This is a genomic window from Leucobacter chironomi DSM 19883 (genome assembly GCF_000421845.1).
GTDB classification, from domain to species: Bacteria; Actinomycetota; Actinomycetes; order Actinomycetales; family Microbacteriaceae; genus Leucobacter; species Leucobacter chironomi.
Map to the genome: position 1 here is coordinate 15,450 of NZ_ATXU01000001.1, position 24,331 is coordinate 39,780.

18 protein-coding genes are annotated in these 24,331 nt (G+C 71.1%); 7 read left to right on the top strand and 11 right to left on the bottom strand.

Translation table 11 applies throughout. The features are described 5' to 3' along the window. Positions 1-36: 36 nt before the first annotated feature. From H629_RS0100070 to H629_RS0100080, 3 genes are read right to left on the bottom strand one after another with little or no spacing between them, the layout of a single operon-like run. Positions 37-786 (bottom strand): SDR family NAD(P)-dependent oxidoreductase, encoded by a 750-nt coding sequence (locus tag H629_RS0100070; protein WP_024355313.1) that lies wholly within the window; start codon positions 784-786, stop codon positions 37-39. Continuing rightward, a complete protein-coding gene (locus H629_RS0100075; RefSeq protein WP_024355314.1) occupies positions 783-2,081 on the bottom strand; it encodes an FAD-binding oxidoreductase in 1,299 nt (432 codons plus the stop codon). The genes H629_RS0100070 and H629_RS0100075 overlap by 4 nt, the downstream gene beginning before the upstream one ends. A gap of 4 nt (positions 2,082-2,085) precedes the next feature. Next, on the bottom strand, positions 2,086-2,568 hold the full coding sequence (locus H629_RS0100080) for a GtrA family protein (RefSeq protein ID WP_240470977.1): 483 nt from the start codon (positions 2,566-2,568) through the stop codon (positions 2,086-2,088). On the opposite strand from H629_RS0100080, the gene H629_RS0100085 reads away from it, so the two are divergent. Beyond that, positions 2,559-3,449, top strand: coding sequence for a decaprenyl-phosphate phosphoribosyltransferase (locus tag H629_RS0100085; protein ID WP_024355316.1), 891 nt, complete (start codon positions 2,559-2,561; stop codon positions 3,447-3,449). The two genes, H629_RS0100080 and H629_RS0100085, sit on opposite strands and share 10 nt — an antisense overlap. 1 nt (position 3,450) lies before the next feature. Here H629_RS0100085 and H629_RS0100090 read toward each other — a convergent pair whose 3' ends face one another. Continuing rightward, positions 3,451-6,054 carry a DEAD/DEAH box helicase gene (locus H629_RS0100090; protein ID WP_024355317.1) on the bottom strand — a complete coding sequence of 868 codons (2,604 nt, stop codon included), beginning with the start codon at positions 6,052-6,054 and terminating at the stop codon, positions 3,451-3,453. 20 nt (positions 6,055-6,074) lie between these two features. Beyond that, on the bottom strand, positions 6,075-7,487 hold the full coding sequence (locus H629_RS0100095; RefSeq protein ID WP_024355318.1) for a DUF2130 domain-containing protein: 1,413 nt from the start codon (positions 7,485-7,487) through the stop codon (positions 6,075-6,077). A gap of 247 nt (positions 7,488-7,734) precedes the next feature. Here H629_RS0100095 and H629_RS0100100 point away from each other — a divergent pair, with 247 nt between their 5' ends. The 3 genes from H629_RS0100100 (at position 7,735) to H629_RS0100110 (ending at position 12,010) form a co-directional block, all read left to right on the top strand. Beyond that, positions 7,735-8,829, top strand: coding sequence for an NADH:flavin oxidoreductase/NADH oxidase (locus tag H629_RS0100100; RefSeq protein ID WP_024355319.1), 1,095 nt, complete (start codon positions 7,735-7,737; stop codon positions 8,827-8,829). Between the two features lie 103 nt (positions 8,830-8,932). Further along, on the top strand, positions 8,933-10,126 hold the full coding sequence (locus H629_RS0100105) for a winged helix DNA-binding domain-containing protein (protein WP_024355320.1): 1,194 nt from the start codon (positions 8,933-8,935) through the stop codon (positions 10,124-10,126). 84 nt (positions 10,127-10,210) lie between these two features. Beyond that, entirely contained in the window at positions 10,211-12,010 is a 1,800-nt protein-coding gene (locus H629_RS0100110; protein ID WP_024355321.1) for a cation:proton antiporter, read from the top strand. 51 nt (positions 12,011-12,061) lie between these two features. Here H629_RS0100110 and H629_RS0100115 read toward each other — a convergent pair whose 3' ends face one another. Beyond that, entirely contained in the window at positions 12,062-12,547 is a 486-nt protein-coding gene (locus tag H629_RS0100115) for an Lrp/AsnC family transcriptional regulator (RefSeq protein ID WP_024355322.1), read from the bottom strand. A gap of 181 nt (positions 12,548-12,728) precedes the next feature. On the opposite strand from H629_RS0100115, the gene ald reads away from it, so the two are divergent. Continuing rightward, the gene (ald, locus tag H629_RS0100120) at positions 12,729-13,856 is read left to right on the top strand and encodes an alanine dehydrogenase (RefSeq protein ID WP_024355323.1); all 1,128 of its coding nucleotides are present in this window, start codon (positions 12,729-12,731) and stop codon (positions 13,854-13,856) included. A gap of 64 nt (positions 13,857-13,920) precedes the next feature. On the opposite strand, the gene H629_RS0100125 is transcribed toward ald, so the two are convergent. From H629_RS0100125 to H629_RS0100145, 5 genes are all read right to left on the bottom strand, one after another. Beyond that, positions 13,921-15,246, bottom strand: a complete 1,326-nt coding sequence (locus H629_RS0100125) for an alkylhydroperoxidase domain protein (RefSeq protein WP_024355324.1) — start codon at positions 15,244-15,246, stop codon at positions 13,921-13,923. Between the two features lie 83 nt (positions 15,247-15,329). Next, entirely contained in the window at positions 15,330-17,276 is a 1,947-nt protein-coding gene (locus H629_RS0100130) for a dipeptide ABC transporter ATP-binding protein (protein ID WP_024355325.1), read from the bottom strand. Beyond that, complete coding sequence (locus H629_RS0100135) at positions 17,273-18,148, bottom strand: ABC transporter permease (RefSeq protein WP_024355326.1); 876 nt, start codon at positions 18,146-18,148, stop codon at positions 17,273-17,275. The genes H629_RS0100130 and H629_RS0100135 overlap by 4 nt, the downstream gene beginning before the upstream one ends. Further along, positions 18,145-19,158: an ABC transporter permease gene (locus H629_RS0100140; protein WP_024355327.1), complete on the bottom strand. Its 1,014-nt coding sequence runs from the start codon at positions 19,156-19,158 to the stop codon at positions 18,145-18,147. The genes H629_RS0100135 and H629_RS0100140 overlap by 4 nt, the downstream gene beginning before the upstream one ends. Continuing rightward, positions 19,155-20,789 carry a TIGR04028 family ABC transporter substrate-binding protein gene (locus tag H629_RS0100145; RefSeq protein ID WP_024355328.1) on the bottom strand — a complete coding sequence of 545 codons (1,635 nt, stop codon included), beginning with the start codon at positions 20,787-20,789 and terminating at the stop codon, positions 19,155-19,157. The genes H629_RS0100140 and H629_RS0100145 overlap by 4 nt, the downstream gene beginning before the upstream one ends. A gap of 227 nt (positions 20,790-21,016) precedes the next feature. Here H629_RS0100145 and H629_RS0100150 point away from each other — a divergent pair, with 227 nt between their 5' ends. Continuing rightward, positions 21,017-23,107, top strand: a complete 2,091-nt coding sequence (locus H629_RS0100150) for an FAD/NAD(P)-binding protein (protein ID WP_024355329.1) — start codon at positions 21,017-21,019, stop codon at positions 23,105-23,107. Further along, positions 23,100-23,795, top strand: a complete 696-nt coding sequence (locus H629_RS0100155; protein ID WP_024355330.1) for an SDR family oxidoreductase — start codon at positions 23,100-23,102, stop codon at positions 23,793-23,795. Before H629_RS0100150 ends, H629_RS0100155 begins: the two co-directional genes overlap by 8 nt. Positions 23,796-24,331: the final 536 nt, after the last annotated feature.

The window sequence follows — 24,331 nt, forward strand, 5'->3', positions numbered from 1 at the left end:
GGGCGCGTCCGGAACGCGCCGCGTCCGGCCCTCGCCCTACAGCGAGGTGCGCTCGAACAGCGCCCGCGGTGCGAGCCGCACGGCGAGCATGATCCACCGCCAGAGCCCCGGCGCGTAGACCAGGGGCCGGCCCGCGGCGATGGCGCGCACCACGATGCCCGCGACCGCGTCGGCGCTCGCGAGCCTGGCGCCCGACTCCTGCAGCGGGGCCGTCATCGGCGTCGCCGTCGGCCCCGGCTTCACGAGCGTGACGCGACGGCCCGTGCCGTGCAGACGGTGCTGCTCGCCCTGGGCGGCCCGCTCCACCATGCCCTTCGCCGAGCCGTAGAGGAAATTGCTCGCGCGCCCGCGATCCCCCGCCACCGAGCCGATCACCGCGATCCGCGTCGCCCGCGTACGGCCGACTGCCGCATCGAGCCACAGCGTCGGTGACACGCCCGTCGCTTCGAGCTGGTCCTTCGCGAGCGCGAGATCCTGCTGCATGCGCTGCTGCTCGTGCATGGCGCCGTGCGCGATGAGCACGGTGTCGGGGTCGGCCTGCTCGGCCGCATCGGCGACGGCCCGCCCGATCTCGTCCGGGTCGAGCAGGTCGAGGGCGACGACCGACACCTCGGGCGAGGTGCCGCGCACCCGCAGGTCGGCGGCGACGCGTTCCAGGCGCTCCTCGCTGCGCCCGACGATCACGAAGCGGGTGGCGCCCGCGTCGGCCCAGCGGCGCATGATGTGCTGCGCGATGACCGAGGTCGCGCCGACGACGAGCGCCGAGCGGGTGGTGTGCCGGGTCATGAGATGAGCCTCCTCGCGAGGTCGGATTCGATGCCCGGATCCCGGAACGGCAGGAACTCGGGCAGTCTCGGATAGCCCGCTTCGAAGAGCTCGCGCGGCATACGGGCGTCCTTCGCGGGGTACAGGCGGCCGCCGACCTCGGCCACGATGCGGTCGAGTTCGGCGAAGAGCCGCAGCGTGCGCTCGCCGAGGTCGGGGAAGTCGAGGGCGAAGCAGACGCCCGGGGCCGGGAAGCTCAGCATGCCGGGCGACGGGGTGTCGCCGAAGGTCTTGAGCACGCCCAGGAAGGAGCCCTGCCCCGAACGCGCGATGCGGTGCAGCATCTCGGCCGTCGCCTCCTGCGCGCCCTCCCACGGGATGGTGCTCTGGTACTGGTAGAAGCCGCGCGGCCCGTACATGCGGTTCCAGCCGCGGATCGCGTCGAGCTGGTAGTCGTAGTCGCGGTAGTGCTCGATCCGCGTGCCGACACCCGCCCGCTGCCACCAGTAGTAGGCCTTGTTGAGCGCGGGCAACGTCGCCCGGCCCACGAGCGAGAACGGCGGCGTGAACGGCACCGTGAGGGCGCGCTCGGGGGGCGCCGCCGGCAGGGCGGCCGTCTGCTCGGCCGAGCAGGGGCGGGCTGTCGTGAAGATACCGCGGCGGCCGCCGCCGGTGACCACGTCGATCCAGCCCACCGAGAAGGGCTCGGCGGTCTCGCGCACCAGCGAGAAGTACTCGGAGAGCGAACCGAACGCCACACGGCGGGTCTCGAGCCACGGCCCCGCCACCCGCTCCAGGCGGATCGTGGCCTCCACGATCACGCCCGTGAGACCGAGGCCGCCCACGGTCGCCGCGAACCAGTCGGCGCGCTCGCGAGGGCCGCAGACGATGCGCTCGCCGTCGGTGCGGATCAGCACGATGCGTTCGACGTGCCCGCCGAAGGTGCCGGCGACGGCGTGGTTCTTGCCGTGCACGTCGTTCGCGATCGCACCGCCCACGGTCACGTTCTGGGTGCCGGGCGTCACCGCGAGCATCCAGCCGCGGCGCGAGAACACCCGCTGGATCTCGCCGAGCGGGACACCCGCCTCGCAGCGCAGCAGGCCCGACTCCTCGTCGAAGTCGATGAACGCGTCGAGCGCGGTCAGATCCCACGCCGTGCCGCCGGAGTTGAGCGCCGCATCGCCGTAGCTGCGTTCGAGGCCGACCGCGAGACCGGGGTGCCCGGTCGTGATCGCGTCGGCGACGCCGCCGGGATCCGCCGGCCGCACTACGCGGTGCGGGTGCATGCCGCGACGCCCCCAGGAGACCAGATCCATCTGCCTACCCCTCCCTCTCGACGAAAGTGTAGCGGCGATCCAGCTGGTACTTCGCCGCGTATCCGATCCCGAGCCCGATGACCGCGCCTGTGTAGCGGGCCGCCTCGGTGCCGAAGATCCAGTCGAAGCCGAACTCGAAGCCCCAGAAGATGACGGTCGTCACGACGCTGAACAGCGTGTACATGACGACGGTGCGCAGATTGCCGGACAGGCTCTTGGAGCGGTAGCGGAAGATGTACCGCCGATCCAGCACGTACTTGACGGAGAGCCCCGCGATGGTGCCGGCGAGCACGCCCGCCGCGACCGCCCACGTTCCGTCGAGCATCCGCACGACGGCGGCCTGCGCGAGCAGGTTCGTGAGCGTGGCGATCGCCGCGAAGAGCAGGTACAACAGCGCGATGCGCACATCGTCTCCGTTCTGGGACTCGGTGCCCGCCTGACCCCGATTCGGCCGCTCGACCCCCGAGAATAGAGTGTATGCGCTCACTCTTCCAAGCACTGCGCCCTCGGCAGTGGGTCAAGAATCTGCTCGTGTTCGCGGTGCCCCTCGCGGCGGGCCGACTCTTCGAACCGCAGGTGCTGCTGCAGTCGATCGCGGGCTTCGCGGTGTTCTGCGCCGCATCGTCCACGGTGTACCTCGTGAACGACCTCATGGACCGGGAGTCGGACCGCATCCACCCGTCGAAGCGGTACCGCCCGATCGCGAGCGGGCGCGTATCGCCCCGCACGGCCACCGTCACCGCGGGAGTGCTCGGCGTCGGAGCCGTCGTCACGCCCTTCGCCACGGGGGCCGTGGGGCTCGGAGCCGTCGTCATCGCCTACCTCGCGCTGCAGGCGCTCTACGTCACCTGGGCGAAGCACCGCAAGGTGGTCGACATGCTCTCCGTGGCGACGGGCTTCTGCCTCCGCGGCATCGCGGGCGCCGCCGCGACCGGTATCCCCGTGAGCGCCTGGTTCATGCTCGTCATCATGGCGGGCTCGCTCTTCATGGTCGCCGGCAAGCGATACTCGGAGCTGCTGGCGGCTCAGCACGCCCCCACGGCGTACACGCGTTCGACGCTCGCGCAGTACTCGGTGACGTTCCTGCAGTTCGTCTGGGCGATGTCGGGCACGATGCTCGTGCTCGGCTACTCCCTCTGGGCGTTCCAGATCGCGGGCTTCAACCAGGTCTTCACGGTCTCCTCGGTCGTGCCGTTCCTCGCGATCGTGCTCTACTACGCCTCCGACATCGACAAGGGCCGCGCCGAGGGCCCCGAGATGGTGCTCTTCCGCAACCGCAGCGTGCAGTTCGCGGCGGTGGCCTGGTTCGGGCTCTTCGCGGCAGCGGTGCTCGTGCCGTCCGACGGCATGACCCTCTTCGGGGCGTAGCTCAGCCGAGCGGGCCGACCCGCTGCACGCGCACCGCCGGTTCGCCTTCGGCCTCGGAGTCGGCGAGGTCGACCACGCCTTCGATCCCCCAGTCGCGGTCGCCCGCGGGGTCGAGCAGCACCTGGCGGAAGCGCCAGACCCCCTCGGCGACGGCCTCGGCACCGCGGTCGATTTCGAGGAGCCCGGCGGCCCGGGCGTCCGCGTCGATGCGGATCTCGTCGTACTCGGTGAAGTATCCGGCCAGCGCGTCGCGCCAGCGCTGCTCGCCGAAGCCGCCCGCCCCGGAGCCGTCGAGCTCGCCGAGCAGCTCGTAGCGTTCGTGAGCCGCGGCCTGCACTCTGAGGAAGAGCGCGTTCCGCAGCATGACCGTGAACGCCCGCTCGTTGCGCAGCACGGATCGGGTGGGCGGCGCGACCGTCGCCCCGGTGGCTTCCGCCCGTGCGAGCGCTGCGGCGTGAGCCGCAGCGGCCTCGGGGTTCGAGAGCTCTTCCCACTCGTCGATGAGGCTCGAATCGACCTGCCGCACGAGCTCGCCCAGCCAGTCGATGAGCTCGTCGAGCTCGGGGGTCTTCGCCTGCTCGGGGATGGTGCGTTCGAGCGCGCGGTAGGCGTCGCTGAGGTAGCGCAGCACCCCGCCCTCGGCACGACCGAGCTGGTAGAAGGAGACCAGGTCGCGGAAGCCGAAGGCGCGCTCCACCATGTCGCGCACCACCGACTTGGGCCGCAGCTCGTAGTCGCGCGCCCACGGCACCTCCTGCGTGTACGCGTTGAAGGCCTCGTCGAGCAGCTCTTTGAGCGGCTGCGGGTGAGTGATCTCTTCGAGCAGCTCCATGCGCTCGTCGTACTCGATGCCCTCGGCCTTCATGGCGGCGACGGCTTCGCCGCGTGCCTTGTGCTCCTGCGCACGCACGATGGCTCGCGGATCCTCGAGGGTGGCCTCGATGATCGAGATCACGTCGAGGGCGTAGCCGTCGGACTCGGGATCGAGCAGTTCGATCGCGGCGAGCGCGAACGGCGAGAGCGGCTGGTTGAGCGCGAAGTTCGCCTGCAGTTCGACGGTGAGGCGCAGCAGGCGCTCGCCCCGCTCGTTCTCGTGCACCTCGACGATGCCGCCGTTGCGCAGCGTACGGAAGATGTCGATCGCGGTGCGGGCGTGCTCGTACTGGCGCGCCTGCGGTTCGTGGCTCTCGAAGATGAGCATCTGCATCGTGTTCAGAGCTTCGCCCTCCCACTCCTCACCGCGACCGATGACGCCGAGCACCATCGAGTGGCTCACGCGCATGCGGCTCACGAGAGGTTCGGGCTGCGAGCCGACGAGCTTTTCGAGCGTCTGCTCGCTCCACCCCACGAAGCCCTGCGGCGGCGATTTCTTCTTCGGCCCCTTGCCGACCTTCTTGCCCGCGGCGGCCTTCGCCTGCGCCTTCGCGCTCTGCTTCGCGTTCTCGACCTCGTGCTCGGGGGCGAGGGCGATCACGTCGCCCTCGGTGTCGAAGCCGGCCCGGCCCGCGCGCCCGGCGATCTGGTGGAACTCGCGGGCGCTCAGGCGGCGCATCTTCTCGCCGTCGAACTTGGTGAGCGCGGTGATGACGACGGTGCGGATGGGCACGTTGATGCCGACCCCCAGCGTGTCGGTGCCGCAGATCACGCGCAGCAGGCCCCGCTGGGCGAGCTGCTCGACGAGGCGCCGGTAGCGGGGCAGCATGCCCGCGTGGTGCACGCCGATGCCCGCGCGAACGAGCCGCGAGAGCGTCGAACCGAAGCCCGTCGAGAAGCGGAAGCCGCCGATCGCCGCGGCGATCTCATCGCGGCCCGCACGGTCGACGACGCGGATGCTCGCGAGGGCCTGGGCCTGCTCGACCGCGTGCGACTGGTTGAAGTGCACGAGGTAGGCGGGCGTCTGCCGCTGCTCGATGAGCTGCTCGACCACCTCGTGGGCGGGCGCCACCGCGTAGCTGAAGCTGAGCGGCACGGGCCGCTCGACCCCCGTGACGAGGGCGGTGTCGCGACCGGTGGCGTCGCTGAGATCGGCCGCGAGCTCGGTCACGTCGCCGAGCGTCGCCGACATCAGCAGGAACTGCGCGTCGTGCATGAGCAGCAGCGGCACCTGCCACGCCCAGCCCCGGTCGGGGTCTGCGTAGTAGTGGAACTCGTCCATGATCACCTGGGTGATGCCGCCGGCCTCGGGGTTGTCGACGTCCTTGTCGCGAATGGCGAGGTTCGCCAGGATCTCGGCGGTGCAGCAGAGGATCGGCGCGTCGGCATTGATCGAGGTGTCGCCGGTGACCATGCCGACGTTGGCGGCCCCGAACACCTCGACGAGGTCGAAGAACTTCTCGCTCACGAGGGCTTTGATGGGCGCGGTGTAGACGGTGCGCCGGTGCTCTGCGAGTGCGATGAAGTGGGCGCCGAGCGCCACGAGCGATTTGCCGGTGCCCGTGGGCGTTGCGAGGATCACGTTGCTGCCGAGCGCGATGCCGAGCACCGCCTCCTCCTGGGCCGGGTAGAGGCGCAGGCCGCGCTCCTCCCACGCCCACTCCTCGAATGCGGCGAAGGCCTCGTCCGCCTCCGCGAAGGTGGAGGTGTCGAGGATCGATCCCAGGTTCATGCGTGCGCCTTCCCGCCCCTTCACTCGGCCGCGGGTGCGCCGGTGCCGCCCTCGAGCTCGGCGAATTTGGCCGCCATCGTCGGGTTCTTGCGGGTGAGCTTCTTGATGGTAACGCCCTGCGCCTTGTCGTTCGCCAGGCGCAGGTTGCGCTCGGAGCCCAGCAGTTCGTCCTTGACCTTCTGCAGCCGCGCGATCGCCTTGTCGATCTCCTCGATCGCAGTGTGGAACTTGCGCGTCGCGAGCTCGTAGTTGCGACCGAACGCTCCCTTGAAGGCGTCGAGCTCCGACTCGAAGTTGGTGATGTCGATGTTCTGCGCCTTCACCTGTTCGAGCTCGGCCTTGTACTTTAGCGCGTTCAGCGCGCCGTTGCGCAGGAGCGTGATGAGCGGCAGGAAGAACTGCGGCCGCACCACGTACATCTTGGGGTAGCGGTGCGAGACGTCGACGATGCCGTCGTTGTAGTACTCGTTCTCGGGCTCCAGCAGCGACACGAGCACCGCGTACTCGCAGCCCTTCTCGGTGCGGTCCTTGTCGAGCTCTTTGAAGAAGTCCTCGTTCTTCTTCTTCGTCGCCGTCGTGTCGGCCTCGTTCTTCATCTCGAACATGATCGAGACGATCTCGACGCCGGCCGGGTCCAGGTCTCGGAAGATGTAGTCGCCCTTGCTGCCGGAGCTCGCGTCGTTGTCCTTCTCGAAATAGGCGCTCGGGAAAGCCATGGCGCGGTAGCGGTTGAAGGTGTTCTCGCAGTGCAGTTCGAGGGTCTCGCCGAGCATCTTGGTCGATAGGCGGGCCTTCATGTCGCGCAGGCGCTCGATCTCGACCTCGCGGTCCCGCAGCTGCGTCTCGTAGCGGTCCTTCAAGGACTGCTCCGCGAGCTGCTTCTCGAGCTCGGCGCGCGCGAGCCCGCTCTGCAGCTCATCGCGCTCCCGTTCCACGCTGCCGACCGCCTCGGCGAGGGCGAGCTTCTGTGCGAGCTCGACGGCTCCCAGCTGCGACCGCAGCTCCTGGATCTGCGAGTCCTTCGCAGCGGCGGCGCGCTGCAGCTCGGCCACGAGCTTCGCCTCGGCGAGATCCACGGCCGCCTGCGTCTCCTGCCTCGCCTGCTCGAGCTCGCTCGCGAGCGCGTCGCGCTCCTTCTCGACCGCGCCGAGGGCCTCGGCGACCGCGAGCCGTCGCGCGGTCTCACCCGCCTCGACCCGTGCCCGCAGCTCCTGGATCTCCGAGTCCTTCGCAGCCGCGGCGCGCTGCAGCTCGCCCGCCGACTGCGCCGCCGCGAGCTCGAGGGCCCTCGCCTTGTCCTGCTCGGCCAGTTCGAGCCGTTCGTGCAGCTGCTGCTCGAACTCGTGGTCGCGCACCTGTTTCAGGATGTCGGCGTACCCGGCCTCATCGACGGTGAACGCCCTGCCGCAGTGCGGGCACTTGATCTCATGCATCCGGAGCCTCCCTCGACCTGTCTCGGAACCCTACTAACCCTCCCACAGACCACCGACATTCCCGTTCGACGGCCCCGTGCCGGGCCGGCGGCGTTGCCGGAGCGGAGCAAGACGAGGCCGGACCGGAGCCGGACCGGAGCGGAGCAAGACGAGGCCGGAGCGGAGCAAGACGATGCCGGAGCGGAGCAAGACGAGGTCGGAGCGGAGCCGGACCGGAGCGTCAGGGGTGGCCGATACACTGCGGCACATGGCAGATCCGATTCTCTTCCGTCCCATCCGGCTCCGCGATCTCGAGGTGCGCAACCGGCTCTGGGCCTCCCCCATGTGCCAGTACTCGGTCGAGCAGCAGGACGGCGTGCCCCGCGAATGGTATCTGCAGCACATCGGCGCGCTCGCGCGCGGCGGGGCCGGTCTCGTGGTCGTCGAGGCGACGGCCGTGACGCCGGAGGGCCGCATCTCTCCGCGAGACCTGGGGCTCTGGAACGACGAGCAGACCGCGGCCTTCGCCCGCCTCGCAGGGATCGCGCACGCCCACGGCGCCCGCATCGCGGTGCAGCTCGCGCACGCCGGGCGCAAAGCCTCGACGCAGCCGTGGCTGCCCGGCATGCCCGACGGCTCGGTCCCGATCGGCGCGGGCGGTTGGCCGACCGTCGCCCCCTCAGAGGTGGGCTTCGGCGAGTTCACGGCGCCCCGCGCGCTCGGGATCGATGAGATCGCGGGCGTCGTCGCGTCGTTCGCGGCGGCCGCCGACCGCGCAGTCGCCGCCGGCTTCGACGCCGTCGAGGTGCACGCCGCGCACGGCTACCTGCTGCACGAGTTCCTGTCGCCGCTCTCGAATCTGCGCGGCGACGGCTACGGCGGCGATCTCGAACGACGCGCGCGGCTGCTGCGCGAGGTCGTGCGCGCGATCCGGATCCGCCACCCCGAGCTGCCGATCCTCGTGCGCATCTCGGCCACCGAGTGGACCGCGGGCGGTTTCGACGCCGACGAAGCGCAGCAGGTCTCGGCCTGGCTCGTCGAGGACGGCGCCGATCTCATCGATGTCTCCTCCGGCGGAAACACCCCGACCGCGCCCATCCCGGTCGGACCCGCCTACCAGACCCCGCTCTCCGCACGGCTGCGCCGCGAGCTCCCCGCCGACGCGGTCGCGATCGGAGCGGTCGGGCTCATCACGGCGGCCGCCCAGGCGGAAACGATCCTCGTCACCGGGCAGGCCGATGTGATCTTCGTGGGGCGCCCCCTCCTCGCCGACCCGCACCTGCCGCTGCGGTGGGCGCACGAGCTGCGCGCCTCCTCCGCCGAGAGCCTCGTGCCTGCCCCGTACCACCGCGCCCGGTTCTGACAGGGCCGGCAACCCCACCGGTGCCGGGAGCCGGGTCGGTGCCGGGAGCCGGGGCGGTTGCGGCCATCGCATCAGTGTCGGTGGCCCGGTCTACACTGACCGCATGACCGACACGATCACCGCAGCAGAGCTGCTGCGACTGCGCATGCGCGCGCTGGGCCTCACCGGTGCGGGCGCGGAACCCGCCGATGCATCCGAGGCCGACGGGGCGCGGCGGATCGCGGCGGTCGCGCGACGCATGCTCGCGACGCAGGGGCAGGATTGGCGCTCCTCCCGCTGGGCGTTCGGGGTGCGAGCGCCGGGCACCGGGATCGCCGACGTGCACGCGGCCTTCGACGCGGGCCTCATCGTGCGCTCGTGGCCCATGCGCGGCACCATCCACGTCGTCGCGGCCGAGGACATCGGCTGGATGCAGCGCGCCACCTCCCACCGCGTGCTCGCCGGCGCACCGAAGCGGAGGCAGTTCCTCGGCATGAGCGACGCAGTGCTCGACCGGCTGGTCGACGTGTCGCTGGAGGCCCTCACCGGGCTCGCCGCCGAGGGCCGCGGGCTCGACCGCGACTCGCTTGCCGCCGCCTGGACCGACGCGGGCATCGAGTGGAGCAGCAACTGGCGCTACCACCTCATCTGGTGGCTGTGCCAGAACGGGCTCGCCGTCTTCGGTCCCGTGCGCGGCGCCGAGCCGCTGCTGGTGCGGGCCGACGAGTGGATCCACGACGCCCGCGATCTCGAGGGCGACGACGCGCTCGCCGAGCTCGCGGCCGGATACGCCGTGGCCCGCGGCCCCGTGCGCGAGCGCGACCTCGCCTGGTGGACGGGCCTCACCGTGCGCGAGGCGCGTCGCGCCATCGCGCTCGCAACCGAGAGCGGTCGCCTGGTGCCGCTGCGGCTCGACGCGGTCGAGGGTGCGGCGGGCGCGCTCTGGGTCGATCCCGAACTGCTCGGAGATCCGCTCTCCCGGGCCGCCGCCGAGACCTCCGAGTGGCTGCTACTGCCCGCGTTCGACGAGCATCTGCTCGGCTACACCGACCGCGAGGCGCAGCTCGACCCCGAGCACCTCGACCGCATCCTGCCCGGCCGTAACGGCATGTTCCTCGCGACCGTGGTCGCCGACGGCCGGGTGCTCGGCACCTGGCGGCGAGGCACGCGGAAGGGCGCCGGGCTCGAGCTCTCACCTTTCCCGGAGGCGCGCATCGACCTCGGAGCCCTCGAACCGTCGGCCGCGCGCTGGGGCGCCTTCCACACCCAGCAGCCGCCCGTGCTCAGCCTCGCCGAGACCGTGGCGGTGCCCTCGTGATCCCCGTGCCGCGACGGTGCGGGGGCGCGCCGCCCGGGCCTGCCGCCCGAGCAGGCGGAGCCGCAGACGTGAGAGCCTAGAGCCATGGAATTCGGGCTCCTCTCAGTGATCGCGGTGATCCTCCTCGTCGGAGCGTCGATCGTCGGCAGCAAGATCCGCGTGGCGGCCCCGCTGCTGCTCGTCGTCATCGGCATCGGCATCGGCTATCTGCCCTTCGTACCGCTCATCGACATCGACCCCGAGATCATCCTCCTCGTCGTGCTGCCTCCGCTGCTCTACGCCGCAGCGGTCAACGTGCCGATCGTCGACTTCCGGCGCAACTTCCGCCCCGTCATCGGGCTCTCGGTGCTGCTCGTCGTCATCTCGGCCCTCGCCGTCGGATTCCTCGTGCACTGGTTCGTCCCGGCGATCCCGCTCGCCGCCGCGATCGCCCTCGGCGCCGTCATCAGCCCCACCGACGCGGTCGCGGCCACCTCGATCGGCAAACGACTCGGCATGCCCGAGCGGGTCGTCTCCATCCTCGAAGGCGAGAGCCTCGTCAACGACGCGACCTCGCTCGTGCTGCTGAAGACCGCGATCGCCGCAGTGGCAGGCAGCTTCGCGCTCTCCTCGGCGACGGGCTCGTTCTTCTATTCGGTCGTGGTGGCCCTCGTCGTCGGGCTGATCATCGGCGCGCTCACCGTGTGGATCCGCTCCAAGCTCACCAGCCCGGTGCACGACACGATCATCTCGTTCATCGTGCCCTTCGTCGCATTCATCCCGGCCGAGGAGCTGCAGGCCTCCGGCGTGCTGGCCGTCGTCGTCACGGGCCTCTACACCGGCCACCACGCGTCCCGGCGGTTCAGCGCCTCGGCCCGCACCAACGAACGGCTGAACTGGCGCACCGTGCAGTTCCTGCTCGAGAACGGCGTCTTCCTCATCATGGGCCTGCAGCTGCACTCGCTCGTGGCCCAGGTCGGCGCGAGCGAGCTGCGACTCCCCCACATCGGCATGCTCGCGCTCGGGCTCGTCGCGCTGCTCATCCTCTGCCGTTCGGCGTTCATGGTGCCGCTCATCGCGGGCATGCAGCGAGTGACCCGACGCTACGAACGGCGCAATGCCGGCTACAACCATCTCACCGAGCGTGTGCAGAACTCCGGCATGGTCGAGAAAGACGACGGCCGCTTCCGCGACCGACTGCGCAAGCTCGACATCCGCACGCGGCGCTCGGCCGCCGACCTCGAGCACGAGCGCGAGCGGCAGCTCGGATGGCGCGACGGCGTCGTGCTCTCCTGGAGCGGCATGCGCGGCGTGGTGACGCTCGCCGCCGCGCAGTCGATCCCCACCACCGTCCCCTACCGGCCGCAGATCGTGCTCGCCGCCTTCGCGGTCGCCGTCATCACCCTGCTGCTGCACGGGCTCACGCTTCCGGCGTTCATCCGCAAGCTCTGGCCCGACGGCGCCGGCACCGGGCAGGAGAAGAAGGAGCTGATCTCGCTCAGCCGCGACCTCTACGAAGCCGCCGACGAGGCCATCGACGAGGCGATCGATGAGCAGGCGCGCGAAGACGAGCGGGCGCGCGAGACCGAGCATGATCCGCGACCTCCCCTCGATCCCCGGCTGCAGGAGCAGACCGACATCGCGGTGCAGCGGGCGCGCGCGAGCTCGCGCAGCGCGCTCCTCCCCCTCGCCGCGGCCGCCGCGCCCACGCTGCCCGTCGAGACGCAGGGCGCCGAGCATCCGGCGCAGACCTACCAGCGGCTGGTGAGGCTCGCCCTGGAGGCGCAGCGCGAGACGCTGCTCGAAGAACGCGCGATCGGGCGCTACAGCTCGCAGGCCATCCGGGCCGCCGAGCTCGCGCTCGACGCCTACGAGACGAGGCTGCTGCCCCCGACGGCGCACTGAGGCGCGGCGGCCGCCCTGCTGCGGCTCGGGCTGCCGCCGCGCCTGCCGAGCTCAGGCCTGGACGGGGTTCTGGTGGTGGCTGAAGACGATGCTGGTGCGCGTCGACGAGACCGCTGGGTGCGCCGAGAGGTGCTCCATGACGAAGTCGCGCACGTGATCCGAGTCCCGCGCGGCGAGATGGATGATGAAGTCCTCGACGCCGCCGAGGAAGAAGAGCTGCATCACCTCGGGCAGCGACCGCAGTTCCTCGCTCAGCTCCGCGATCCGCTGCCGCGCGCCCGATCTCACCGTCACGCTCACGAGCACTTGCAACCCGAGCCCCATGGCGCGCGGATCGACCGAGGCCGTGAAGCCCGTGATGATGCCGCGGGTGACGAGGCTGCGCACGCGGGCGATGCAGGTGGATGCGGCGACGCCCACGCGCTCCGCGAGTTCGGCGTTCGTGATGCGCCCGTTCGTCTGCAGTTCTTCCACGATCTTGCGGTCGACCTGATCCAGACCCATATCCGGGCGCAGATTCTTCGAATCCTCAGTCATCACAGCTCCGTTTTCGCTCCGTTCTCCCCCACTTTAGCGATGAATTCCGAAGAGAATTCATGTTTCTTTTGCGGAAAGCGAATATACTGCACAATCGAAGACATCCCGTGCCGCGATCCCTCTGCCGAGGGTCGCGGTGCGTCCGGACCACACCGCACTTCCGAACACTCTGGAGCAGATCATGCGCGTCGGTATTCCCACCGAAATCAAGAACAACGAGAACCGCGTCGCCATCACGCAGGCGGGCGTCTACGAGCTGGCCCGCCGCGGCCACGAGGTGCTGGTGCAGGCCGGCGCCGGCCTCGGCTCGGCCATCACCGACGAGGAGTACGCCGCCGCCGGCGCCAAGATCGTCGAGAGCGCCGACCAGGTCTGGGCCGATTCGGACATGATCCTCAAGGTCAAGGAGCCCATCGCCTCCGAGTACGACAAGCTGCGCAAGGGCCAGGTGCTCTTCACCTACCTGCACCTCGCCGCTGAGAAGGCCCTCACCGAGGCCGTGCTCGCCTCGGGCACCACCGCCATCGCCTACGAGACCGTGCAGCTGCCCAACCGCGGCCTGCCGCTCCTCGCCCCCATGTCCGAGGTCGCCGGTCGTCTCTCGGTGCAGGTCGGCGCCTACTCGCTCATGAAGGCGAACGGCGGCCGCGGCATCCTCCTCGGCGGAGTGACCGCGACCCGTCGCGGCAAGGTCGTCGTGATCGGCGGCGGCGCTGCCGGCGAGCAGGCCGCCCGCATCGCCTACGGCATGGGCGCAGAGGTCACCGTGATCGACATCGCGATCCCCCGCCTCAAGCAGCTCGAGGACGAGTTCAACGGTCGCATCCAGACCCGCACCTCGAACGCGCACAACATCACCGAGGCGCTCAAGGACGCCGACCTCGTCATCGGCTCCGTGCTGATCCCGGGCGAGAAGGCTCCGAAGCTCGTCACCGACGAGATGGTCGCGCAGATGAAGCAGGGCTCCGTGCTCGTCGACATCGCCATCGACCAGGGCGGCTGCTTCGAGAACTCGAAGCCCACCACCCACGACAACCCCACCTTCGAGGTGCACAACTCGATCTACTACTGCGTCGCCAACATGCCCGGCGCGGTGCCCGAGACCTCGACCGCGGCGCTCACCAACGCGACGCTCCCCTACGTCGTCGCGCTCGCCGACAAGGGCTGGGTCAAGGCGCTGAACGACGACGCGTCGCTCGCCAAGGGCCTCAACGCTCACGAGGGCGTCATCACCAACCACGGCGTCGCCCTGGCGTTTCCCGAGCTCGCCTCGGCTGCGCTCGAGGACACCCTCGCCGCCCAGGCGTAAGCTCCGGCATCCGTCACAGTGGGCCCCGCTTCTTCGGAAGCGGGGCCCACTGGCGTTTCAGCGCTCAGAGCGTGGGCTCGCCGATCGAGAGCATGAGGCGGTTCGCCCAGTTGAAGAACGCCCCCGCCTGGATCACGTCGAGCAGCGAGAGTTCGTCGAGGCCCGCCTCCCGCAGCGCGGCGATCTCGGCCGCGCCGAAGCGCGACGGCGTGGCGGTCAGCGCAACGGTCGCGTCGACGATCGCGTCGAGCCGGGGCGACAGCCGCACCGACACCCCGTCGTCGAGCAGACGCTGCACCTCCGCGCGGTCGGCGCCGTTCTCGCTCGCGAAGCGCGCGTGCACCGAGGCGCAGAAGACGCAGCCGTTGAAGCGCGACGCCGCGGCGGCCGCGAGTTCGCGCTCGGCGCGGGGCAGCCCGGCGTCGGTGTTGGTGAAGATGTCGAGGTCGGTCAGGGTGCGCTCGCGGAGCGCTTCGGGGTCCCGCGCGAGCAGCCTGAAGTAGGGCATGTGCACGCGGTCGCGCTGCACGAGCGCGTCGTAGTGGCGCTCGGTGAACTCGGCGACGGGCAGCGGTTCCAGCCACGGCTTCCAGCCGAGCGCCTCCTGGGTGAACCGCGGCGGCTCCTGCACCTCGGGGGCCGGGGGCAGCTGCTCTCCGGGGCCGGCGGTCGCGGCTTCGGCGCTCCCGTCGGCCGTTCGGGTTTCCGCTGCGCGCGCCACCTCGGCGGCGAGCGCGGGCAGCGACGCCGAGCCCTCGCCCGCGCTCAGCCGTCCGAGCCCGTGCACGACTCGCAACTGAAAGGTGAGGAACGAGACCAGCTGCGAGAGCGTGACGACCCCGGTGGTGCTCCAGCCTGCGTCGAGCAGCTGCTGCAGCGGCTCGCGCGCGGCGTCGCGAGGGTGCAGCACGAGCAGGTGGGCGTGTTCGAGCGCGGCGGCGAGGCGGTCTCCGAGCGCGTAGGCGGCCTCCACCGACGAGACGCGGTAGACGGGGCCTTCGGTGCTCTCGGGCGCGTTGTCGGCGCGGAAGGCGCCGTAGGGCCCGGATCCCGCTGCGCGCTCCGCCTCGGCGACGATCAGCGGCTCGAGCGCTTCGCCGGCGCCGGCGCCGAGGCCCTTGCCGGTCTCGCGCAGCAGGGCTCCGTAGAACTCGACCGCGGGCGCCTGCTGGTGGAGTCGTGCCACGAAGAGGGCCACGGCTGCGCGCTCGGCGAGGGTGACGTGGGACGGGTCGTCTGGCACGAAGAGCGCGTCGAAGCTGCCCTGGGCGTGGGTGCGCGCCTCGGGCCGCCGCCTGCGCGCCTCGTCGAGGGTGTCGCCGGGGGCGATGCCCGCGAGCGCGTCGATGATGTCGGTGGTCGGGGATACGGTCGGGGTGTTCGATGACATGGGATTCCGTTCGAAAGGAGATGAAGATGGAGCAGTCGGATCGCGACGGCCGGGTGCGGGATCCGCCTCCGCACCGCGTCGCCTCAGATCACCCAGTGGCCCGAGGCGAGCGAGGCGCCAGGGATCGCGTCGATGAGCTGGCGCGTGTACGGATGACGGGCGTTGCCGAAGACCTCTTCGGTGTCGCCGTGCTCGACCTGCCGGCCGCGCTGCAGCACCGACACGGTGTCGGCGATCTGACGCACCACTGCGAGGTCGTGGGAGATGAACACGTAGGTGAGGCCCAGCTCGGCCTGCAGTCGGGCGAGCAGCCGCAGGATCTGCGCCTGCACCGTCACGTCGAGCGCTGACACCGCTTCGTCGAGCACCACGAGTTCGGGTTCCACGATGAGCGCGCGGGCGATCGCGACGCGCTGCCGTTGACCGCCGGAGAGTTCCCGGGGCTGGCGATGCGCGAAGTCGGCGGGCAGGGCGACGAGTTCGAGCGCGTGGGCCACCCGGTCGGCCTGGTCGCTCCGCGACCCGATCGCGAAGTTGCGCAGCGGCTCGGCGAGCGTCTGCCCGATCGAGAGCCGCGGATCGAGCGAGCCGTACGGGTTCTGGTAGACGAGCTGGGTGGTGCGGCGGAACTCGCGCAGCGCCCGACCGCGCAGGGTCGTGACTTCGACAGGGCCGCGCGCGGAGGAGCCGGCCGCGGAAGAGCGGATCGTGCCGGAGCCGGCCGCGGAAGGTCCGGCCGCGGAAGGCCCGGCCGCGGAAGGTCCGGCCGCGGAACCAGCGGTCGCACCGGCGTCGATGCGGATGCTGCCCGCGGTGGGTTTCGCGAAGCCGGCGATCGCGCGACCGGTGGTGGTCTTGCCGGATCCGGACTCCCCGACCAGCGCGTGCGTGGTGCCCCGGGCCACCGTGAAGGAGACGTCGTCGACGGCCACGAAGGCGTCGGGGCCGTGCCCGAACTCCTGACGCAGCCCGCGCACCTCCAGCAGGGGCGGTGCGGCGACCGCGCCCGATGCTAGGTCCGCGCTCGCCGCGCGATCCGCACCCGGGCCGCGATCCGCACCCGGGTCGCGATCCGCCACGGTGATCGTCAGACCCGCCGCACCCAGGGCATCCCGGCGCGCCGTATCCCCGCCGATCGCGGACGACAGCTCGATGCTCTCACGCTCACCATCCGCCACGACCGCCCGCTCACCGTCCAGGTCGACGGCGCGGTCGACGACACGGCCGAAGGAGGGCGCATCGTGCATGAGCCGCTTCGTGTACTCCGACTCGGGTTGGGCGAGCACGCGATCGCTGGGTCCGGATTCCTGCACCTCGCCGCCGCGCATCACCACGACGCTGTCGGCGCGATCCGCCGCCACAGCAAGATCGTGCGTGATGAACAGCACGCCCGTGCCGGTCTCGCGTCGCAGCGTGTCGAGCAGGTCGAGCACGGTGCGCTGCACGGTGACGTCGAGCGCCGAGGTGGGTTCGTCCGCGATGATCAGTTCGGGGTTGTTCGCGATGGCGGCCGCGATGAGCACCCGCTGCCGCATGCCGCCCGAGAACTCGTGCGGGTACTGCTTCGCGCGGCGCACCGGATCGTCGATGCCGACCTGTTCGAGCAGGGCGTGCACCCGCTCGCGCACCTCCTCCCGGCTCGGGCGGCCGTGGATGCGCAACGACTCGCTGATCGAGTGCCCCACGGTGCGCACGGGGTTGAGCGAGTTGCCGGGGTCCTGCGGGATGAGCCCCACGCAGCGGCCGCGCAGATCCTGCCAGCGCCGCTCCGAGAGCCCCACCAGCTCGGTCGTGCCGAGACGGCGCTCATTCAGCAGGATCGACCCCCGAGAGATGCTGCCGTTCGACGCGAGCAGGCCGATCACCGACTGGGCGACGGTGGTCTTGCCCGACCCGGACTCCCCCACGACCGCCGTGACCTTGCCGGCCTCGATGTCGAAGCTCACGCCGCGCACCGCGTCGACGTGGCTGTGACGGGTGCGGTACCGCACCGCGAGATCGCGGATGCTGAGCAGTGGCTGCTCGCTCATGATCGTCCTCCTGAGCTGATGGCCTGGCTGAGCCGGTTGGTGGCGACCACGATGAGCACCACGACGAGGCCGGGCAGGGTCGTCAGCCACCAGGCGGTGGCGACGTAGTTGCGGCCCTCGGCGATGAGCAGTCCCCACTCGGGGGTGGGCGGCGGTGCCCCGTAACCGAGGAATCCGAGAGTGGAGATCTGCAGGATGGCGGATCCCAGTTGCAGGGCGGCGAGCGCGATCACAGGGGTGAGCGAGTTCGGGATCACGTGCCGGCGCAGCACGCTGAAGAAGGTGCCGCCCGAGCCGTACGCGGCCTCGACGAACTCGCTGGCCCGCACGCTCATCACCTGGGAGCGCGACAGCCTCGCGAACACCGCCACCGAGGTGACGCCGACCGCGATCGCCGCGTTCGCGGTGCCGAAGCCGAGCAGGATCACCACGCTGAGCGAGAGCAGCAGGGTGGGGATCGCGAGCAGCACCTCGACGAGACGCATGAACACGTCGTCGATCCAGCCGCCGACGGCGCCCGCCGAGACGCCGATGAGCGTTCCGAAGGCGAAGCCCACGAACACCGCGAGCAGCGCGGCCGAGATCGACTGGGAGGCGCCGTGCACGACCCGCGAGAAGAGGTCTCGGCCGGTCGCATCGGTGCCGAACCAGTGCTCGGCGCTCGGCGCCTGCAGCGCGGGGGCGACGGTCTCCGTGGGGCTCTGCGAGGTGAAGAGCCCGGGAGCGACGGCCCACGCGAGTGCGATGAGCAGCACCAGGAGCGGCACGATCAGGCCGGGCCGCAGCAGCGCCCTCCAGGGGGCCGCGGATCGCACGGCGCTCGGGCTTCCGCTTGCCGGGCCGAGGCCCGTCGCGGTTTCGACGGCGGTCATCGCGGTGCTCCTGAGGGTTCGTGGGTGTCGGATGCGGGCTGGGCCGCGCTCCCGGTGCCGGCGGCCCGCGTGCGGCCCCGCGCCTGGCGCAGGCGCGGATCGAGCACGGGGTAGAGCAGGTCGACGATGAGGTTGATGGTGACGTAGACCACAGTCGCGATCACCACGACCGCGAGCAGCACCGGGGTGTCGCGGTTCGCGACGGCCTGGGCGGTGAGGCTGCCGATGCCGGTGCGGCCGAAGACGGCCTCCGTGACGATCGCCCCGCCGACCAGCTCGCCGAAGAGCAGACCCGCCATGGTGAGCACCGGCAGCAGCGCGTTGGGGGCGACGCCGCGCCACAGCAGCCAGCTCGTGCTGGCGCCCCGCGCCTTCACGACCGACACGAAGGGCTGCTCGCGCACCTCGTCGATGCTGCGCAGGAAGACCTGCGCGAGCGGCGCGGCGATGGGGATCGTGAGGGTGAGCGCGGGCAGGATGAGCGCCTGCGCATCGCTCGCGCCGATGACGGGGACGAGCCCCAACTGGAACGAGAAGATCTGCACCAGCACGATGCCGATCCAGAACACCGGCACCGACACGAACAGCGGCGGCAGGTTGCGGAACAGCCGTCGCAGCCACGCGCCCTTGCCGTATGAGGCGGTGAAGGCGATGACCACGGCGAGGAACACGGCGCCCGCGAGCCCGAGGCCCGCGAGCGTCAGCGTCGAGGGCAGCGCCTCGGCGAGCAGGTCGGAGACGGACGCGCCGCTCTGCACCGAATAGCCGAGGTCGCCGCTCAGGAACGCGCCGATCGATTCGAAGTAGCGCACGATCAGCGGGCGATCGACGCCGTACGAGGCCCGGATCTGCTCGAGCTGATCCGGGGTGAGGCCCAGGTCGGGGTTGCCGAACCGGGCCATCACCGCGTCTCCGGGCAGCGCCGCGAGCAGCACGAAGGCGCCCGTGTAGGCCAGCCAGAGCACGAGCACGGCCTGGCCTACACGTCGCAGCACTGCGCCTCGGGTCATCGCTGCAGCGTCACTTCGTAGAACGACGGCCGACCGATCGACTCGGTCTTGAAGCCTTCGACCTGCGAACGCAGCCCGAACACCTGCGGCTCCTCGAAGAGGGGCAGCACGTAGGCCTGCTCGGCGAGACGCTGCTGGGCGGCCGCGGAGGCCTGCTGGCGCTCCTCGGTGGTCGGCACCGACGCGATCTGCGAGAGCAGCCCGTCGAGTTCGGCGTCGTGCAGCTCCTTCGTGGCGGGGTCGAGGTTGAGCAGCGCGTTGCGGTTCGTGGAGAAGAACTGCGACTTGAGCACGTCGAAGTCGGCGCGTCCGACCATGGAGTGGTAGACCTGGATGGTGTCGAGTTCGAGGCGCGCTGCGTCCTGCGCGGCCTGGTCGCCGGCGAAGAGCTCGACGCCCACGCCGATCTCACCCAGCTGCTCCTGGATGAGGGTGACGACCTCCTTGGAGCGAGGCTGCGGCAGCGCCTCGTTGAAGGTGAGCACGAGCTTCTCGCCGTCCTTCTCGCGGATGCCGTCGCTGCCGACGGTCCACCCGGCCTCGTCGAGCAGCTGCGCTGCGCGATCGGGGTCGTAGGCGTAGTCGTCGGAGGTGTCGGTGTAGCCGAGCGCGGTCTTCGCGAGGATGCCGGTCGCGAGCGGGTAGCTGTCGCTGAACAGGGTGTCGACGATCTCCTCGCGGTCGATGCCGGCGATGAGCGCCTGACGCACCCGGATGTCCTGCAGCAGCGGGTGCGCGAAGCGAAAGCTCAGGCTGTTGTTCACGCCGTTGGTGGAGGCGGCGACCAGTTCGAGGCCGTCGGCGTCGAACTGCGCTTCGTCGGGGGCGGGGATGGTGCGGGCGATGTCGGCCTGCCCCGAGGTGACGGTGCCCACGCGCACGCTCGCCTCGCCGGCGACGATGAAGTCGACGCCGTCGATCTGCGCGGCGCCCTGGTGCTCGAGCGACGGCGGCGCCCAGTCGTAGTCGTCGCGGGTGGTGAGCGAGAGCTCGGCTCCGATCTTCTCGTCGTCGATCACGAACGGCCCGCTGCCGACGATGTCGGCCGCGTTGCCCGGCCCGAACTCCTCGTTGCTGCGGTCGAGCGTGGCGTTCGAGAGCAGGCCGGAGTTGATGGTCGAGACGGCCTGCGCGAAGCCGGGCGACGGGGCGGTGAAGAAGAACTTGACGGTGCGCTCGTCGACGGCCTCGCCGTGATCGTAGTTGTTGATCGCCTCCGAGACGGAGAGTGCGCGGTCGGTGTCGCCCTTGCCGAAGAGGTCGAAGTTCTTCACGACGTTCTCGGCGTCGAGCGGCGTGCCGTCGGAATAGGTGACCCCCTCGCGCAGCGTGAAGGTGTACTCGGTGGCGTCGGCGTTGATCTCGGGCAGCTCCGCGGCGATCCAGGGCTCGAGCTCGAGGGTCTCGGGGTTCTGGTAGAGCAGGCGGTCGGTGATCTGGTTGAGCACGCCCCCGTTGGGGTAGAAGCCGCCGGCCGGCGGGTAGAGCGTGTTCCAGGTCTGCGGTTCGAGGTAGGTGAGGGTGCCGCCGCCGTCCGCGCCGTTGTCGTTCCCCCCGCTCGCGGAGCAGCCGGTCATCGCGATCGCGACGGCGGCCAGCGCTCCGATCCAGGCGATACGGCGTGTTCTCATGGGGTACTCCTCGTGATGGTCAGGGGTGGATCGCGACCGGCGATCCGCCGTTTCAGGATTCGGTGCGAACCTCGCACCGAAAGCTATTGTTATGGCTCGCATAACACCAGTGAAAGTCGCCGCGTAACAGAAGTTCACACATGACACGCTCCGACGATCGGCCGTCGAGCCGTCACATTCGGTCATCTGCCGCCCCTTCTCACGGCGAACGGGCCTATAACGGAACCATGTCCACTGCGAACCGAGCCACCATCGCGATCGTGGGAGCCGGCCCGCGCGGCGCCTCGCTCATCGAACGCATCGGCGCCCAACTGGGCGACGATGCGCCGCCGATCGACGTGCACGTCATCGATCCGGCACCCTCCGGGGCGGGCAGGATCTGGCGCCCCGATCAGCACCGCGAACTGTGCATGAACACGCTCTCGCACGCCGTGACGCTGTTCACCGAACCGGGCAGCACCGTCTCCGGTCCCGTGATCCCCGGCCCCACCCTCTACGAGTGGAGCGTGCTGAGCCTGCACGCCGGGTTCCCCTCGGACCGCACCACCGAGACCGTCTCCGGAATCCCCGACGCCCACCTCGCGGCCTTCTCGGCCTTCCCGCCCCGCCCGGAACTCGCCGTCGACTACCGCGACGAGCTCGAGGCGACGCTGCCGGAGTCGCACCCCAGCCGTGCCCTCTACGGCGAGTACCTGAGCTGGTGCTACGAACGGGCCGTCGCCGCGCTCCCGCCGGGGGCGCGCGTGATCCGCCACCGCACGAGTGCCATCGGCATCGAGCGCGACGGCGCACGCGAGCGCGTCGAGCTCGCGTCGCCGGGCGCCCACGGCGGGCGGTGGATCGAGGCCGACGCCGTCATCCTCGCCACCGGCTGGATGCCCCGCTCGGACACCCCCGCCGAGCGCGCCCTCTCGCATGAGCTGGAGCGGCGGCCCGAGCTCGTCTGGGTGCGTCCGGCGAGCCCCGTCGAGCAGGATCTGAGCCGGGTGCCCGCCGGCGAGCCCGCCATCGTGCGCGGACTCGGCATGGGATTCTTCGACGCCATGGCGCTGCTCACGCTCGGCCGCGGCGGCGAGTTCGTGCCCGATCCTGAAGCCAGCCACGGTCTGCGCTACCTGCCGTCTGGCCGTGAGCCCGTGCTGCACGCCACCTCGCACCGCGGCGTCCCGTTCCGCGCAAAATCGCTCTACCGGTCCCTCCCGCCGAGTCCGGAGCAGCGTCTGCTGCTCGGCGTCGACTGGGCTGCGGCCCACCGACCGATCGACTTCGACCGCGCGGTCTGGCCCCGCATCGTCGCCGACGCCTTCATCGACCACGCCGAGACGCTGCACCGGGTGCGGCCCGCCGCGGTGACCGGGACGCCGCAGGAGATCCGCGACGCGATCGCCCAAACCCTCGACGAGCTGCTGCGGGCCGCGACCCCCGACCCTGCCCCCGGCGGCGACGACCTCGACCGCGCCCCCGCCCGCATCGCCGCCGCCGTCGCGCCCTTCATCCCCGACCCCGCCGACCGCTTCGACCTGCTCGGCGAGATGCACCCGGCCGAGCGCGACTTCGCCTCACCCGCCGAGTTCGACGCCTTCGTGCGCGAGCGCACCGCGGCCGACCTGCACGAGGCCGAGCTGGGGCGCGACAGCGCGGTGAAAGCCGGACTCTGGTCGATCAGCGCGGCGCGCGGCGCTGCCGCCCGGATCGGCGCCCTCGGCGGATTCGACGCCGAGTCGCGCGGCTCGGGCTACGCCCTCCTCACCTCGCTCGGAGGCATGGTCGGATCCGGGCCGCCCGCGTTCCGGAACCGCCAGCTGCTGGCGCTCGCCGACGCCGGCCTCGCCCGCTTCGTGGGTCCGCACGCCTCGGTGCACGTCGGCGACGAGGGCTTCGTCGTCGAGTCGCCGCGGGTCGCGGGCTCCCGGGTCGTCGCGCCCGCCCTCGTCGACGGCTGGATGCACTTCCACCGTCTCGACGAGACGACCGACCCGCTGGCCCGCAGCCTCCTCGACGCCGGCCGCGCACGCCCCTTCCGGGTGGCCGCACGAGACGGCGCCCCGCTCGTCACGGGCGCCTTCGACATCGACTTCGCCAGCGGACGGCTCATCGGCCGCGACGGCGCCCTCGATCCAGCCGTTCACGTCGCCGGCATCCCCGTCGACGAACAACTGCACGGCACTATCATCAGCCCCATGCCCGGCACCGATCCGCCCATGCTGCGGGAGACCGACAGGATCGCGCGCAGCGCACTCGGGATCGCGCTCGCGCGCACCCGGCCGGCCCGCGGCACCGACCCGCACCCCGAACTCGAAGGAGCACTCCATGCCTGACCCCCGGCCCGTCGCCATCATCACCGGCGCATCGAGCGGCATGGGCCGCGAGATCGCCCGCGAACTCGCCGGCAGCCACCGCGTCGTCGCAGTCGGACGCGACGCTGCGAGGCTCGACGCCGTCGCGCACGAGACCGGCGCCGAGACGTGGCGACTCGACGTGACCGAGGAGGAAGCCTTCGCACAGCGGATCGCGGGGCTCGACCGCCTCGATGTGCTCGTGCACGCAGCGGCGGTCTCGCAGCAGCGCGCCGTCGCAGACGCGAGCGCCGACGACTGGAACGAGCAGCTGTCCGTCAACGTGGTCGCGCCCGCGCTCATCACGAAGCACGCGCTGCCGCTGCTGCGCGAGGCGCAGGGCACCGTGATCTTCATCGGCTCCGGAGCCGGCACCAGGCCCGTGCCGGGCAACGCGATCTACACCGCGGCGAAGCACGCGCTCCGCGCCGTCGCCGATGTGCTGCGCATCGATGAGGAGCCCCACCGCGTGCGCGTCGCGACCATCGCCCCCGGCCAGACCGACACCGACATGCTGCGCCGGCTGATCCCCGCCGACGCCTACACGCCCGAACGCTACATCCGGCCCTCCTCCGTGGCAGGCGCCGTGCGCTTCGTCGTCGACGCACCCGCCGACGTGCAGATCACGGACCTCGCCGTGCGCCCCCGGCAGGAGATCGCCCGTATCTGACGTGCTTCTCGCACGCCCGTGCTTCCTGCGCTCGTGCTTCCGGCGCCCGTGCTTCCGGCGCTCGTGCTTCCGGCGCGACCACGTGGAACCGCGACCGGCTCCCGCGCGGGCGCAGGGCCGCGCGGGCGCAGGGCCGCGCCGTGGCAGGGCCGCGCCGTGGCAGGGCCGCGCGGTCGCGGGACCGCAGGGCCGCGCGGTCGCAGCGGACCAACGCTGGCATTCCGGATCCGCCGCATTCGCTGCGTCCACACCGGGCCTGCCAGACCGGACGTCCTCCCCGGCCCCGCAAATCGGGGTCACTCTTTGCCGTGTCGCAGAGCGACACGCGACCAGAAGTGACCCCGATTGGCGTTAGGCAGCGGCGGTCGCGGCTGCCAGCAGCAACGATCACAGCAAGAACGACCGCTGCAGAGACGGCGAGTCCAGGAAAGCACGGCCGCGTTTGAGAGCGGGCGCGCGGCCCGGAGGCCAGAGGCCGAAGTCCGGAGCCCGGAGCCCGGAATCCGGAATCCGGAATCCGGAATCCGGAGCAAGCC

Bases quoted from the DNA above. Each gene is read 5' to 3' on its own strand.
- H629_RS0100115 (WP_024355322.1), bottom strand. From the start codon at position 12,547: ATGACTGAGGATTCGAAGAATCTGCGCCCGGATATGGGTCTGGATCAG.
- H629_RS0100145 (WP_024355328.1), bottom strand. From the start codon at position 20,789: ATGAGAACACGCCGTATCGCCTGGATCGGAGCGCTGGCCGCCGTCGCG.
- H629_RS0100135 (WP_024355326.1), bottom strand. From the start codon at position 18,148: ATGACCGCCGTCGAAACCGCGACGGGCCTCGGCCCGGCAAGCGGAAGC.
- H629_RS0100140 (WP_024355327.1), bottom strand. From the start codon at position 19,158: ATGACCCGAGGCGCAGTGCTGCGACGTGTAGGCCAGGCCGTGCTCGTG.
- H629_RS0100070 (WP_024355313.1), bottom strand. From the start codon at position 786: ATGACCCGGCACACCACCCGCTCGGCGCTCGTCGTCGGCGCGACCTCG.
- H629_RS0100105 (WP_024355320.1), top strand. From the start codon at position 8,933: ATGACCGACACGATCACCGCAGCAGAGCTGCTGCGACTGCGCATGCGC.
- H629_RS0100155 (WP_024355330.1), top strand. From the start codon at position 23,100: ATGCCTGACCCCCGGCCCGTCGCCATCATCACCGGCGCATCGAGCGGC.
- H629_RS0100150 (WP_024355329.1), top strand. From the start codon at position 21,017: ATGTCCACTGCGAACCGAGCCACCATCGCGATCGTGGGAGCCGGCCCG.
- ald (WP_024355323.1), top strand. From the start codon at position 12,729: ATGCGCGTCGGTATTCCCACCGAAATCAAGAACAACGAGAACCGCGTC.
- H629_RS0100125 (WP_024355324.1), bottom strand. From the start codon at position 15,246: ATGTCATCGAACACCCCGACCGTATCCCCGACCACCGACATCATCGAC.
- H629_RS0100100 (WP_024355319.1), top strand. From the start codon at position 7,735: ATGGCAGATCCGATTCTCTTCCGTCCCATCCGGCTCCGCGATCTCGAG.
- H629_RS0100130 (WP_024355325.1), bottom strand. From the start codon at position 17,276: ATGAGCGAGCAGCCACTGCTCAGCATCCGCGATCTCGCGGTGCGGTAC.
- H629_RS0100095 (WP_024355318.1), bottom strand. From the start codon at position 7,487: ATGCATGAGATCAAGTGCCCGCACTGCGGCAGGGCGTTCACCGTCGAT.
- H629_RS0100085 (WP_024355316.1), top strand. From the start codon at position 2,559: ATGCGCTCACTCTTCCAAGCACTGCGCCCTCGGCAGTGGGTCAAGAAT.
- H629_RS0100090 (WP_024355317.1), bottom strand. From the start codon at position 6,054: ATGAACCTGGGATCGATCCTCGACACCTCCACCTTCGCGGAGGCGGAC.
- H629_RS0100075 (WP_024355314.1), bottom strand. From the start codon at position 2,081: ATGGATCTGGTCTCCTGGGGGCGTCGCGGCATGCACCCGCACCGCGTA.
- H629_RS0100110 (WP_024355321.1), top strand. From the start codon at position 10,211: ATGGAATTCGGGCTCCTCTCAGTGATCGCGGTGATCCTCCTCGTCGGA.